This window comes from Streptomyces sp. NPDC014891, assembly GCF_043081085.1.
Lineage (GTDB): Bacteria > Actinomycetota > Actinomycetes > Streptomycetales > Streptomycetaceae > Streptomyces.
In genome coordinates, this window is record NZ_JBIBWF010000010.1 from 296,886 (window position 1) to 310,178 (window position 13,293).

At 73.0% G+C, this 13,293-nt stretch carries 12 protein-coding genes; 7 read left to right on the top strand and 5 right to left on the bottom strand.

Translation table 11 applies throughout. The annotated features are described in order from the left end of the window. Window positions 1–10: 10 nt before the first annotated feature. Window positions 11–664, top strand: coding sequence for a vitamin K epoxide reductase family protein (locus tag ACF09E_RS27945; protein ID WP_392208002.1), 654 nt, complete (start codon window positions 11–13; stop codon window positions 662–664). A 1-nt stretch (window position 665) separates the two neighbouring features. Further along, entirely contained in the window at window positions 666–1,688 is a 1,023-nt protein-coding gene (locus tag ACF09E_RS27950; protein WP_392208004.1) for a glycoside hydrolase family 26 protein, read from the top strand. A gap of 37 nt (window positions 1,689–1,725) precedes the next feature. On the opposite strand, the gene ACF09E_RS27955 is transcribed toward ACF09E_RS27950, so the two are convergent. Beyond that, entirely contained in the window at window positions 1,726–2,427 is a 702-nt protein-coding gene (locus ACF09E_RS27955; RefSeq protein ID WP_361857856.1) for a hemolysin III family protein, read from the bottom strand. 196 nt (window positions 2,428–2,623) lie between these two features. Here ACF09E_RS27955 and ACF09E_RS27960 point away from each other — a divergent pair, with 196 nt between their 5' ends. Then, window positions 2,624–4,447, top strand: coding sequence for a phosphoenolpyruvate carboxykinase (GTP) (locus tag ACF09E_RS27960; protein WP_392208006.1), 1,824 nt, complete (start codon window positions 2,624–2,626; stop codon window positions 4,445–4,447). A 199-nt stretch (window positions 4,448–4,646) separates the two neighbouring features. On the opposite strand, the gene ACF09E_RS27965 is transcribed toward ACF09E_RS27960, so the two are convergent. Both ACF09E_RS27965 and ACF09E_RS27970 read right to left on the bottom strand, forming a co-directional pair. After that, window positions 4,647–5,048: a hypothetical protein gene (locus tag ACF09E_RS27965; protein WP_392208008.1), complete on the bottom strand. Its 402-nt coding sequence runs from the start codon at window positions 5,046–5,048 to the stop codon at window positions 4,647–4,649. A 75-nt stretch (window positions 5,049–5,123) separates the two neighbouring features. Next, window positions 5,124–6,335, bottom strand: coding sequence for a pyridoxal phosphate-dependent aminotransferase (locus ACF09E_RS27970; protein ID WP_392208010.1), 1,212 nt, complete (start codon window positions 6,333–6,335; stop codon window positions 5,124–5,126). 120 nt (window positions 6,336–6,455) lie between these two features. Between ACF09E_RS27970 and mptB the strand changes: the two genes are divergently transcribed. Further along, on the top strand, window positions 6,456–7,892 hold the full coding sequence (mptB, locus tag ACF09E_RS27975) for a polyprenol phosphomannose-dependent alpha 1,6 mannosyltransferase MptB (protein WP_392208012.1): 1,437 nt from the start codon (window positions 6,456–6,458) through the stop codon (window positions 7,890–7,892). Here the strand turns inward: mptB and ACF09E_RS27980 are convergent. Together ACF09E_RS27980 and ACF09E_RS27985 are read right to left on the bottom strand one after the other, a co-directional pair. Continuing rightward, window positions 7,889–9,466, bottom strand: coding sequence for an amidohydrolase family protein (locus ACF09E_RS27980; RefSeq protein WP_392208014.1), 1,578 nt, complete (start codon window positions 9,464–9,466; stop codon window positions 7,889–7,891). The genes mptB and ACF09E_RS27980 overlap by 4 nt on opposite strands. A gap of 113 nt (window positions 9,467–9,579) precedes the next feature. Further along, window positions 9,580–10,845 carry an alanine racemase gene (locus tag ACF09E_RS27985; protein ID WP_392208016.1) on the bottom strand — a complete coding sequence of 422 codons (1,266 nt, stop codon included), beginning with the start codon at window positions 10,843–10,845 and terminating at the stop codon, window positions 9,580–9,582. A gap of 90 nt (window positions 10,846–10,935) precedes the next feature. On the opposite strand from ACF09E_RS27985, the gene ACF09E_RS27990 reads away from it, so the two are divergent. Genes ACF09E_RS27990 through ACF09E_RS28000 form a run of 3 tightly spaced genes read left to right on the top strand, consistent with a single transcriptional unit; the run spans window position 10,936 to window position 13,192 of the window. Then, window positions 10,936–12,003, top strand: coding sequence for a sugar kinase (locus ACF09E_RS27990; RefSeq protein ID WP_392208018.1), 1,068 nt, complete (start codon window positions 10,936–10,938; stop codon window positions 12,001–12,003). Then, entirely contained in the window at window positions 12,000–12,761 is a 762-nt protein-coding gene (locus ACF09E_RS27995) for an IclR family transcriptional regulator (RefSeq protein WP_392208020.1), read from the top strand. The genes ACF09E_RS27990 and ACF09E_RS27995 overlap by 4 nt, the downstream gene beginning before the upstream one ends. Further along, window positions 12,758–13,192, top strand: coding sequence for a RidA family protein (locus ACF09E_RS28000; RefSeq protein WP_392208022.1), 435 nt, complete (start codon window positions 12,758–12,760; stop codon window positions 13,190–13,192). The genes ACF09E_RS27995 and ACF09E_RS28000 overlap by 4 nt, the downstream gene beginning before the upstream one ends. Window positions 13,193–13,293: the final 101 nt, after the last annotated feature.

Sequence of the window (13,293 nt, forward strand, 5' to 3'; positions counted from 1 at the left end):
GGATCGCGCCATGGCGACGGTGAACGTACGGGGCGGGGTGCCGGAGCAGCGGCAGGAGCGTGAGGAGTCCGCGCGGGGGACCGCGGGGACGGTCGGCGCGAGCCGGGCCTTCGCCTGGATGCTGATGATCACCGGAGCGGCGGGCGTGCTGTCCGGCTGGGTGATCACGATCGACAAGTTCAAGCTGCTGGAGGATCCCGGCTTCCAGCCGGGGTGCAGCCTGAACCCGGTCGTGTCCTGCGGCAACATCATGAAGAGCGAGCAGGCGGGTGTCTTCGGCTTCCCCAACCCGATGCTCGGCCTCGTCACGTACGCCGTCGTCGTGGCCCTCGGCGCGGGGCTCCTCGCCGGGGCCCGCTACCGGCCGTGGCTCTGGCTCGGCCTCGACGCCGGCATGCTCTTCGGTGTCGGCTTCTGCACCTGGCTGATGTACCAGTCGCTGTACGAGATCAACTCGCTCTGCCTGTGGTGCTGCCTGGCCTGGGTCGCCACCATCGTCATGTTCTGGTACGTCACCGCGCACAACGTGCGGCACGGCGTGATGCCCGCGCCGGCGGGCGTGCGGACCTTCCTCGGCGAGTTCACCTTCGCCCTGCCCGTGCTGCACATCGGGATCATCGGGATGCTGATCCTGACCCGGTGGTGGGACTTCTGGACGAGCTGACGTGAACCGTCTCCTCCCCGGGCCGCGGGCCGCACTCGTCGTGCTGCTCGCGGCCGTTCTCGTGCTCCTGCTGCCGTACGACCGGATCGCCCCCGGCGACCGGCACGCCGGGACCCGGGCGGCGCCCGAGCCGGATCCGGTGCCGCTGCCCGGGGTGCCGTCCGGCTTCTTCACGGGCTCCGACGAGGCGGGCGTGCGCCGGATCGCCCAGGTGCAGGCCTGGCTCGGCGGCGGGGCGCTGACCGTGGGGCACACCTATCTGCCGGGCGACCGCTGGTCCAACATCGAGGGCCATCCGGCCCTCTTCGAGCCCTGGGCGCGCTGGAAGGAGGCGCGGCCGGGGCGCCTCTTCGTGCTCAACGTGCCGATGATGGACCGCAGCGAGGCGGGGCTGCCGGACGCCGAGGTGCGGGCGGGGCTGCGGAGCGGGGCGTCCGGCGCCTTCGACGGGCACTTCCGGACGCTGGGGGAGCGGCTGGTGGCGCACCGGCTCGGGGACGCCGTCCTGGTGCTCGGCTGGGAGATGAACGGCACGACGTACAGCCATCGCTGCGGTCCGGACCCGGAGGCCTGGAAGGCGTACTGGCGGCGGGTCGTCGAGGTGCTGCGCGGGGTGCCGGGGCAGCGGTTCCGCTTCGACTTCACCCCGAGCCGGGGGCGGGACGCCGTGGAGTGGCCGCGCTGCTATCCGGGGGACGACGTCGTCGACATCATCGGGATGGACGCGTACGACCAGCCCGCGGGGCTCTCCTTCGAGGAGCAGGTCGCCGAGGAGTACGGGCTCGCCCACCACGTGCGGTTCGCCGCCGCCCACGGCAAGCCGGTCTCGTACCCCGAGTGGGGGCTCTTCCGGAACGGCGACAACCCGGCGTACGTGCGGGGGATGCTGGACTGGTTCGCGGCCCACCGGCCCGTCTACCAGACCGTCACCGACTACTGCCCGCACGGCGTCTGGGAGTGCGCCGACAACCCCGAGTCGGCGCGGGTGGTGCGGGGGGCGCTGGGCGGCCCGGCCGGTCCCTGAGAGGGCCGGCCGCCGCCGGGGTCCGTCCGGTGTCGGGTCAGGCGTGCTGGTAGGCCACCAGCGAGATGCCGACGTAGTGGACGATGAAGGCGGCCAGCGTCAGCGAGTGGAAGACCTCGTGGAAGCCGAAGTAGCGGGGCGAGGGGTTCGGGCGCTTGATGCCGTAGATGACGCCGCCCGCGCTGTAGAGCAGTCCGCCGACGATGACGAGGACGAGGACGGCGATGCCGCCCGCGCGCATGAAGTCGGGCAGGAAGAAGACCGCGGCCCAGCCCATCGCGATGTAGCAGGGGGTGTAGAGCCAGCGCGGGGCGCCGACCCAGAAGACCCGGAAGGCGATGCCGGCGAGCGCCGCCGCCCAGACCGCCCACATGAGCGGCCGGCCGGTGGAGTCGGGGAGCAGCAGCAGGGTGAGCGGGGTGTAGGTGCCCGCGATGATCAGGAAGATGTTGGCGTGGTCGAGGCGCCGGAGCACGGCCTCGCCGCGCGGCCCCCAGTCGCCCCGGTGGTAGAGCGCGCTGATGCCGAAGAGCAGGCAGGCGGTCAGGACGTAGATCCCGCAGGCGATGCGGGCGCGGGGCGAGTCGGAGAGGGCGACCAGGACCAGACCGGCCACGATCACGGCGGGGAACATGCCCGCGTGCAGCCACCCCCGGAGCCGGGGCTTCAGCGGGACCGACGGGGCCTGCCCGATCGGATCCGGTGCGATCGGGGGCACTTCCGGCGTGGCTGCAGTCATGGAACGGAATCGTACCTACGCCCCCGTAGGTCGCGAAGACGAGTGGCGATGCTCACGTGGGCGGGCCCCTGGACATATGGGCGGATCCGTCGGATGATCAAATGAGTGCGGTCGGCACCGGATGAGCAGCTACGAAGCATCCGGGTCGCGGCCCCCACGGGGCACACCTCAACAAACCCCTCTACAAGGAGCAATCGTGGCGCGCGACAACGCGGCTCCCCAGACCCTTCCGACCCAGCACCAGGAGCTCGTCTCCTGGGTGAACGAGATCGCCGAGATCACCCAGCCGGACAGCATCGTCTGGTGCGACGGTTCCGAGGCCGAGTACGAGCGCCTGTGCGAGGAGCTCGTCGCCAAGGGGACCTTCACCAAGCTCGACCCGGTGAAGCGCCCGAACTCGTACTACGCCGCCTCCGACCCGACCGACGTCGCGCGCGTCGAGGACCGGACCTTCATCTGCTCCGAGAAGGAGGAGGACGCGGGCCCGACCAACCACTGGAAGGCTCCCGCCGAGATGAAGGAGCTCTTCGCGGGCTCCGAGGGCATCTTCCGCGGCTCGATGCGCGGCCGCACCATGTACGTCGTGCCCTTCTGCATGGGCCCGGTCGGCTCCCCGCTCTCCGCCATCGGCGTCGAGATCACCGACTCCGCCTACGTCGCCGTCTCCATGCGCACCATGACCCGCATGGGACAGCCCGTCCTCGACGAGCTCGGCACCGACGGCTTCTTCGTCAAGGCCGTCCACACCCTCGGCGCCCCCCTCGCGGAGGGTCAGGAGGACGTGCCGTGGCCCTGCAACTCCACCAAGTACATCTCGCACTTCCCCGAGACCCGCGAGATCTGGTCGTACGGCTCCGGCTACGGCGGCAACGCCCTGCTCGGCAAGAAGTGCTACGCGCTCCGCATCGCCTCCGTCATGGCCCGCGACGAGGGCTGGCTCGCCGAGCACATGCTGATCCTCAAGCTGACCCCGCCGCAGGGTGAGGCGAAGTACGTCGCGGCCGCGTTCCCGTCGGCCTGCGGCAAGACGAACCTGGCCATGCTGGAGCCCACGATCTCCGGCTGGACCGTCGAGACCATCGGCGACGACATCGCCTGGATGCGCTTCGGTGAGGACGGTCGCCTGTACGCGATCAACCCCGAGGCCGGCTTCTTCGGCGTCGCCCCCGGCACCGGCGAGCACACCAACGCCAACGCCATGAAGACCCTCTGGGGCAACTCCGTCTTCACCAACGTCGCGCTCACCGACGACAACGACGTGTGGTGGGAGGGGATGACCGAGACGGCCCCCGCGCACCTCACGGACTGGAAGGGCAACGACTGGACGCCGGAGTCCGAGACGCCGGCCGCCCACCCGAACGCCCGCTTCACCGTCCCGGCCGGCCAGTGCCCGACGATCGCCCCCGAGTGGGAGGACACCAAGGGCGTCCCGATCTCGGCGATCCTCTTCGGCGGCCGCCGCGCCTCCGCCGTCCCGCTGGTCACCGAGTCCTTCGACTGGAACCACGGCGTCTTCCTCGGCGCGAACGTCGCCTCCGAGAAGACCGCCGCCGCCGAGGGCAAGGTCGGCGAGCTGCGCCGCGACCCCTTCGCCATGCTGCCCTTCTGCGGCTACAACATGGGCGACTACATGGCCCACTGGGTCAAGGTCGGCGCCACCGCGGACGCGGCCAAGCTGCCGAAGATCTACTACGTGAACTGGTTCCGCAAGAACGACGCCGGCCAGTTCGTCTGGCCCGGCTTCGGCGAGAACAGCCGCGTCCTCAAGTGGATCGTCGAGCGCCTGGAGGGCAGGGCCGAGGGCGTCGAGACCCCGATCGGCGTCCTGCCGACCGCGGAGTCCCTCGACACCGAGGGCCTCGACCTGCCGGCCGAGGACCTGGAGTTCCTCCTCAAGGTCGACCGTGACGTGTGGCGCGAGGAGGCCGCCCTCGTCCCCGACCACCTCAACACCTTCGGCGACCACACGCCGAAGGAGCTGTGGGACCAGTACCACGCGCTCGTCGAGCGCCTGGGCTGATCCCGCACCGCAGACTCGTGGTGGGTTGCCCCGAGATACCGCCCTGACCAGTGGGGTCACGACGGCCCACCACGACGCAACCGGCCCCCGGAGCCCCCTCAGGCTCCGGGGGCCGGCGCATGCCCGGACGCGGTCGCCCCGGCGGGCGGGGACGTGTGGCGCCCGGTCCGCGCGGTTCGTGCCACGCGGACCGGGGCCGTCAGGGGGTGCCGGCCGTGGCCAGGGCGGTCGCCCCGGCCAGTGCGGCGGTGTGCGCGTCCATGCGCTCGGCGGCGAGGATCGCGGCGGTCGTGTCGGCCCGTGAGGCGGCGACGACCAGGGCGCGGCCCGCGAGGGCGTGGGCCCGGCGGTGCAGGTCCGGCGCGGACGCGCCCCGGAGACCCGCGTGCCGCGCGGGCGGGGCGCCGCGCAGCCGCGCGACCTGCCGGGCGATCACGTCGCCCGCCTCGGTGTCGCCGAGCTCGTCCGTGACGGCGAGCAGGGCGGAGAGGTGCCCGGCGAGCTGGATGTCCAGCTCCTCCTCGCGGGAGTGGTGCGGATACGCGTCGTGGGCGTCGTCGGCCATCCGGTGGACCGACTTGGTGCGGATCGGTTCGTACATGGGACGGCCTCCTGAGTGTCTGGGGCCATCCTATCTTAGATTCAGTCTAAAGTTGAGTGAGGTCCGGCCGAAGGCTCAGGGCTGGCTGTAGCCGTCCAGGAAGCGGCCGATCCGGGTCACCGCGTCCGCCAGGTCCGCGGCCGCCGGCAGCGTGACGATCCGGAAGTGGTCCGGCTCGTGCCAGTTGAAGCCCGTCCCGTGGACCACCATGATCTTCTCCGCCCGCAGCAGGTCCAGGACCATCTGCCGGTCGTCCTTGATCTTGTAGACGTTCGGGTCGAGGCGCGGGAACAGGTACAGCGCCCCCTTGGGCTTCACACAGGTCACCCCGGGGATCTGGGTGAGCAGCTCGTACGCCGTGTCCCGCTGCTCCAGGAGCCGGCCGCCCGGCAGGACCAGGTCCTCGATCGACTGCCTGCCCTGGAGGGCGGCGGCCACCGCGTGCTGCGCCGGCATGTTCGCGCAGAGGCGCATGTTGGCGAGGATCGTCAGCCCCTCGATGTACGAGGTCGCGTGGTGCTTCGGGCCGCAGACCGCCAGCCAGCCCGAGCGGAAGCCGGCCACCCGGTAGTTCTTGCTCATCCCGTTGAACGTCAGCACGAGCAGGTCGGGGGCGAGGGCGGCGGTCGGGGTGTGCGTGGTCCCGTCGTACAGGATCTTGTCGTAGATCTCGTCCGAGCAGACGACCAGGTTGTGGCGGCGGGCGATCTCCGTGAGCGAGCGGAGCATCTCGTCGTCGTAGACGGCGCCCGTCGGGTTGTTCGGGTTGATGATCACGATCGCCTTGGTGCGGTCGGTGATCTTCCGCTCGATGTCCGCGAGGTCCGGCATCCAGTCCGCCTGCTCGTCGCAGCGGTAGTGCACGGCCGTGCCGCCCGCGAGCGAGACCGACGCCGTCCACAGCGGGTAGTCCGGGGCCGGGACGAGGACCTCGTCGCCGTCGTCCAGCAGCGCCTGCATCGACATCTGGATCAGCTCCGAGACGCCGTTGCCGAGGTAGATGTCCTCGACGGAGAGCGGGATGCCCTTGGTCTCGTAGTGGCTCATCACCGCGCGCCGGGCCGACAGCAGCCCCTTCGCGTCGCCGTAGCCGTGCGCCTCGGAGAGGTTGCGGAGCACGTCCTCCAGGATGGCCGGCGGGCACTCGAAGCCGAACGCCGCCGGGTTCCCCGTGTTGAGCTTGAGGATGCGGTGACCCGCGGCTTCGAGCCGCATCGCCTCTTCGAGCACCGGACCCCGGATTTCGTAACAGACGTTGGCGAGCTTCGTGGACTGGATCACCTGCATGACGAGAGCTTACGGCGGGGGCGCCCGGGACGCTTCGTGTTTTGGGACACGTCGGACAGGCCCCGGGGACGGCCGCGGCCGAATAGGGCTCCTCCGCCCGGCGGGATAGGTTGGCCCGTCATGTGGGATTTCCGTGCCTCCGGATGCCGCCGACTGGGTGCGGCGGGATCGCTCGCCGTCACCCTGGGCGGGTGGGCCGGCGGAACGCTGCCCGTGCGCGGCGGCTGGGGCCTCTGGGAGCCGCGCGGCTCCGCGCTCACCCTGGCCGGCGCCCTCCTCGCGTACCTGGGACTGACCCTGCTCGTCGCCGCCTGGTGGCGGTACGGCGTGCTCCTCGCCCGGGGCGAGGGCGACCGGGTGCGCACCACCCTCGTCTGGTGGGCGGCGCCCCTGCTGTTCGCCCCGCCCCTCTACAGCGCCGACGTCTACAGCTACATCGCGCAGGGGGCCATGGTCCTCGAAGGGCACGACGTGTACGGCGGCGGGCCCGCCGTCCTCTCGCCCGGCGAACTCGGCTGGGACGCGGCCGCCAGCGTCGGCGGCCACTGGACCGACACCCCCGCGCCGTACGGACCCGCCTTCCTCGTCCTCGCCCAGCTCGTCGTCGGGCTCACCGGCGGCGCGATCATCCCCGCCGTGCTCGGGACGCGTCTGCTCGCGGTCGGCGCGCTCGCGCTGATCGTGTGGGCCGTCCGGGGGCTGGGCGGCGGGCGCGGCGGACCCGACGGGGCCGTGTGGCTGGCCGCCCTCAACCCGCTGCTGCTCATCCACGTCGTCGGCGGCATGCACAACGACGGCCTGATGATCGGGCTCATGCTGGCGGGCGTCCTGCTCGCCGTGCGGGACCGGTGGGTGCTCGGCTGCGTCCTCGTGGGCCTCGCGATGATGGTCAAGTCGCCGGCGGCCGTCGCGCTGCCGTTCATCGGGGTGATGGTCGCGCGGCGGGACGGCGGTGCGCGGGGCCTGGCGAAGGGGCTCGTGCTGCCGGGGCTCGTGGCCGGCGCCGTGGCGGCGGTGGCGACGGTGCTCGCCGGGACCGGGTTCGGGTGGCTGCGGACGCAGAGCGTCGCGGGGACCATCCACACGGCGCTGTCCGTGAGCAGTGATCTCGGCCTGGGGCTCGGACTGCTCCTCGGGGACGACCCCGACCCGGTCAAGGCGGCCGTGCAGAACCTCGGGCTGCTCGCCGCCGCGGTCCTCGTCCTGGTGCTCGTGTGGCGGGCCTGGCGGGGGCGGCTCGACCCGGTGCTCGGGCTGGGGCTCTCGCTGGTCGCGCTCGTCGCGCTGTCGCCGATGGTGCAGCCCTGGTACCTGCTGTGGGGGACGGCGGCCGTCGCGGCCGCGGCGTGGCGGAGCCGGGCCGGGCAGGTCCTGGCGGTCCTCTCGGCGGCGCTGGTCTACGAGACGGCACCGGACGGGCGCACGCCCTGGTACGGATTCGTGGTGGCGGGCCTGTTGCTGCTGCCGGGACTCCTGTGGGTACGGCGGGAGCCGTGGGGTGAACAGCCGTCGGAACTCCGGCGGCCGCCCGCGCCGGCGGTGGATCCGGCCCCCTAGCGGCCCCTGCGGACCGACCGGCCCGGCAGGGCGTCGGTGCGGCGGCCGTCCTCGATCACGAAGGTGCCGCCGACGAGGACGTGCGGGATCCCGGTGGGCAGCGTGCGGGGGGACTCGTACGTCGAGCCCGCCGCCACCGTGTCCGGGTCGAAGAGGACCAGGTCCGCCACACAGCCCTCCCGGACCACGCCGCGGTCCCGCAGCCCGAGCCGGGCCGCCGGGCGGGAGGTCAGGTGGGCCACGCACTCCTCCAGGGACAGGACGCCCAGGTCCCGCGCGTACCGGCCCAGGTACTGCGGGAAGGTGCCGTACGCCCGAGGGTGCGGCTTCGTGCCCTGGAGGATGCCGTCCGAGCCGCCCGTGTGCACCCGGTGCCGCATGATCGTCCGGACGTTCTCCTCGTGGCCCACGTGCTGGAGGATCGTCGTGCCCAGCCGGTCCTCCAGCAGCAGCCGGCGGGCCGTGTCCCAGCCGTCCACCCGGCGCCCCACCCAGTCCGCGAGCGACCCGTGCGACACCCCCGAGATCTCGATCGTGTCCCAGTCCACCGGTACCCCGTGGCAGCCGTCCGAGCCGACGACCTCCAGGTGGTGGCGGATCCGCTCCGCCGTCGCGTCGTCCCGGAGCCGGGCGAGGACCGCCTCCGGGCCGCCTTCGCCCGCCCAGCTCGGCAGCACCGCCACCAGCGTCGTACAGCCCGGCGTGTACGGGTACGTGTCGAGGCTGATGTCCGCGCCCGCGTCCAGGGCCTCGTCGAGGAGGGCCAGCAGCTCGGGGGCCCGGCCCTCGTTCACGCCGAAGTTCATCGTGGCGTGCGCGAGGTGGAGCGCGCAGCCCGCGTCCCGGGTCAGCCGCACCATCTCCTCGTACGCCTCCAGGGCCCCGGCGCCGTAGGAGCGGTGGTGCGGGCAGTAGTAGCCGCCGTACCCGGCGACCACCCGGCACAGCTCGGTGAGCTCGGCGTCCTTCGCGTACATCCCCGGCGTGTACGTCAGGCCGGAGGACATGCCGACCGCGCCCTGCTCCATGCCCTCGGCGACCAGCCGACGCATGTGGTCCAGCTCGGACTCCGTCGCCGGGCGGTCCTCCCAGCCGACCGCGTACATCCGCACGGTGCCCTGGGGGACCAGGTACGCGGCGTTCACCGCGATGCCCCGGTCCAGGCGGTCCAGGTACTCGCCGACCGTGCGCCAGTCGAAGTCGATGTCGTCGCCCGACCCGTTCCAGCCGGTGATCGCCCTCCGCACCTCGGCCAGGGTCCGGTCGTCCACCGGGGCGTACGACAGGCCGTCCTGGCCCAGGACCTCCAGTGTCACGCCCTGCGCCGCCTTGGCGCTGTGGTCCGGGTCGCGGAGCAGCGCGAGGTCGCTGTGGGCGTGCATGTCGATGAAGCCGGGGGAGAGGACCAGGCCCTCGGCGTCCACGACGCGGCGGGCGGTGGGCCGCAGGCAGCCGGCCGCCGCACCCTCCTTCACGATCGCGGCGATCCGGCCGCCCTCGACCGCCACGTCGGCGCGGTACGAGGCGCCGCCGGTGCCGTCGACGACCTCCGCGTCGCGGAAGACGAGGTCCATACCGACTCCTTACGGGAGAGCGTGCGGGGGTGGGCCCGGCCGGCGGGGACGCGCGGTCGGGCGGTCGGGAGCGGTGGGGCGGTCCGGGGAACGGTCGGGCGTTCCGCGGGTGTCTAGAAGAACGTGCGGACGTAGTCGACGACCGTGCCGTCCGCCTCGACCAGCGGGATCAGCTGCCACTTGTCGAAGATCGTGCACGGGTGGGACAGGCCCATGCCGAGCCAGTCGCCGACCTCCAGGTCGGCGCCCTCCTCGGTGGCCACCCAGGCGTGCTGGTCGGAGAGGCCGGTGACGGTCAGTCCGTCGGCGGGGCGGATCTCGCCGGTGCGGGCGTCGCGGACCACCTGCGCCTCGGGGAGGTGCAGGTCGTGGGCGGCGTCGCGCTTGCCGGCGTTGGTGAAGGCCTGCTCGGGCGTCGGCCGGGACACGACCTGCGACCAGAGGCGGAACGCCGGCTCCAGGGCGCCCTCCTCCGGGACCCGGTTGAAGGGGGTCCGCTCGCGGTACTGCCCGTCGTCGTGCGAGACGTACGCGCCGGAGCGCAGCAGCTTCAGGACGGGCAGGGAGAGCGCGGGGACCTCCGCGAAGACGTCCGCGACCGCGTCGAACCACTCGCTGCCGCCCGCGCTCACCACGATCTCGCCGACGGACGGGTCGAAGCGGCCCGCCTTGTCGAAGTCGGCCGCGAGACCGACGAGCCGGTGCAGCCACTCCCTGACCCGGGTGCCGTCGGCCCCCGGCATCGTCCCCTCATAGCCGGCGACGCCCACCAGCCGCAGGGTCGCGGTGTCCGCGACCGCGTCGGCGACGGCCGCGCACTCGGCCTCGGTCCGCGCGCCCGTGCGCCCGGTCGCCCCGGCGGCCAGTTCGACCACGACGTCCAGCGGGCGGGTGGCGCCCGCGGCGCGCAGGGCCCCGTCCATCAGCTCGACGCCGCGCACGGAGTCGACGTAGCAGAGGAAGCGGAACTCCGGGTCGGCGTCCAGCTCGCCGGCGACCCAGCGCAGGGCGACCGGGTCGACGAGCTCGTTCGCGAGGAAGATCCGGGAGACGCCGTGCGCCCGGTAGACGCGGGCCTGGTGGGGCACGGCGGCGGTGATGCCCCAGGCGCCGTGCTCCAGCTGCCGGGCGAAGAGCTGCGGGGCCATGGAGGTCTTGCCGTGCGGGGCGAACGCGAGGCCGTGCCGCTCGGCGTACGTCTCCAGGAGGCGGAGGTTGTGCTCGACGGACTCGGCGGACAGGGCGAGGACCGGGGTGGTGAAGCCGCCGGTGAAGAGGTTGCGCCGCTGGGCGGCGAGCTCGCCGACGGTCAGGCCCTCGGCGTCCGGGGGCAGGGCCTTGAAGCGGTGGTCGACGCGCTCGTTCGCCAGGTCGGGCATGAGGCCTCCTCATCGAAGCGTTGCGGAGAATGCAACAGTCATTGCGTATGTCGCTCAATGCTGTCTAGCATCCGGGCCAAGGCCGGGTCAATGGACCCGCAGGACACGCAAGGGAGCGCCAGAGTGGCCGGAGAACCGCCCGTGGACGTCGTGTGCCTCGGCGAGTCCATGGTCACCTTCCTCCCCTCCCGACCGGGCCGCCTCGCCGACGTCCCGGCCTTCGAGCGCGCGATCGGCGGCGCCGAGTCCAACGTCGCCTGCGCCCTCGCCGCCGCCGGCCACCGCACCCGCTGGGTCGGCCGGGTCGGCCGGGACGGATTCGGCGACCACCTCGTCGAGACCATCGCCGCCCACGGCGTCGACGTCGGCGCCGTCCAGCGCGACCCGCGACGGCCCACCGGCGTCTACTTCCGCACCGCCGCCGACCGCGCCACCGACGCCCACGAGGTCGTCTACTACCGCGCCGGCTCGGCCGCCTCCGCGATGTCCCCCGCGACCGTGCCCTACGACACCGTCGCCGACGCCCGCGTCCTGCACCTCACCGGCATCACCGCCGCCCTCTCCGACGACTGCCTCGCCCTCATGCGCGCCCTCACCGCCCCCCGGCCCGGCCGCCCCCTCGTCTCCTTCGACGTCAACTGCCGCCCCGGGCTGTGGCGCGACGGCGCCGCCACCGCCGGCCCCGTCCTCCTCGAACTCGCCCGCCGGGCCGACCTCGTCTTCGTCGGCGCCGACGAGGCCGAACAGGCCTGGGGCCTCGGCGACCCCGCCGCGATCCGCGCCGCCCTCCCCGAACCCGCCGTCCTCGTCGTCAAGCACGGCGCCGACGGCGCCACCGTCCACGAACGCACCGGCCCCGGCACGGACACCGTCGTGCACGTACCCGCCCCCCGCGTCGACGTCGTCGCCGCCGTGGGCGCCGGAGACGCCTTCGCCGCCGGCTTCCTCTCCGCCACCCTCCGCGGACTCGACACCACCGCCCGCCTCCGGCACGGACACCTGCTCGCCGCCGCCGCCCTCACCGTCGCCGGCGACCTGGCCGCCCCGCCCCGCCGCGCCCACGCCGACCGCCTCGCCGCCCTCGCCCCGACCGCCTGGGGCACACTTCAGCTCGGCCCCGGCTGGACGGGGGACGACCAGGAGGGACGTACACCATGAGCCAGACCGTCGACCGGGCGCTCAGCATCCTGCCCCTGCTCGCGCAGGGCCCCGCCGACCTCGGACAGGTCGCCGACCGGCTCGGCGTCCACAAGTCCACCGCCCTCCGGCTGCTGCGCACCCTGCACGAGCACGGCCTCGTCTACCGTCAGCAGGACCAGCGGTACCGGCTCGGCGCCCGCCTCTTCGCGCTCGCGCAGGAGGCCGTCGAGAACCTCGACATCCGGGAGATCGCGCACCCCCACCTCGCCGCCCTCAACGAGCGCATCGGGCACACCATCCACCTCGCCGTCTACGAGGAGGGCGAGGTCCTCTACATCGACAAGGTCGAGAGCCGCTACCCCGTCCGCATGTACTCGCGCATCGGCAAGCCCGTCGCGATCACCGTCGCGGCCGTCGCCAAACTGCTCCTCGCCGACCTGCCCGAACCCGAGCGCCGCACCCTCGCGGGCAAGCTCGAATACCCCCCGTACACGCCCCGTTCGACCCCGAACGCCGCCGCCTTCCTCAAGGAGCTGGCCACCGTGCGCGAACAGGGCTGGGCCACCGACCTCGGCGGCCACGAGGAGTCCATCAACTGCGTCGGCGCGCCCATCCGCGGCGCCGACGGGCGCGTCGTCGCCGCCATGTCCGTCTCGGCGCCCAACGTGGTGGTCACGGCCGAGGAACTCCTCTCCCTCCTCCCGCAGGTGCGCCGCACCGCGGACGCCATCAGCCGGGAGTTCTCCGGCACCACCCCGAGCAAGGACAGCGCATGACCGACCAGAACCCCGCCCAGCCCGTCGAGAAGACCGCCCTCACCCCCGCCACCCACACCGCCCCGCCCGCGAAGTTCTCGCACGGCGTGAAGAAGGGGAACATCCTCCAGGTCGCCGGGCAGGTCGGCTTCCTGCCCGCCGTCGAGGGCCAGGCCCCCACGGTGGCCGGCCCCACCCTGCGCGAGCAGACCCTCCAGACCTTCGCCAACGTCAAGGCGATCCTAGAGGAGGGCGGCGCGAGCTGGGACGACGTGATGATGATGCGCGTCTACCTCACGGACGTGGACCACTTCGCCGAGATGAACGCGCTCTACAACCAGTACTTCGAGGAGCAGGGCCTCAAGGCCCCCGCCTCCGCCCGCACCACCGTCTACGTCGGGCTGCCCCCGGGCCTCCTCATCGAGATCGACGCCCTCGCCGTCCTCGGCTGAGCCGAGCACCCGGCACCCCGGGGGTGCCCCGCCGGCCGGACCGGGCGCACGACGCCCGGCCGGACGGCACCCCCCGCCCACCCGCCCGAACGGACCTGAAC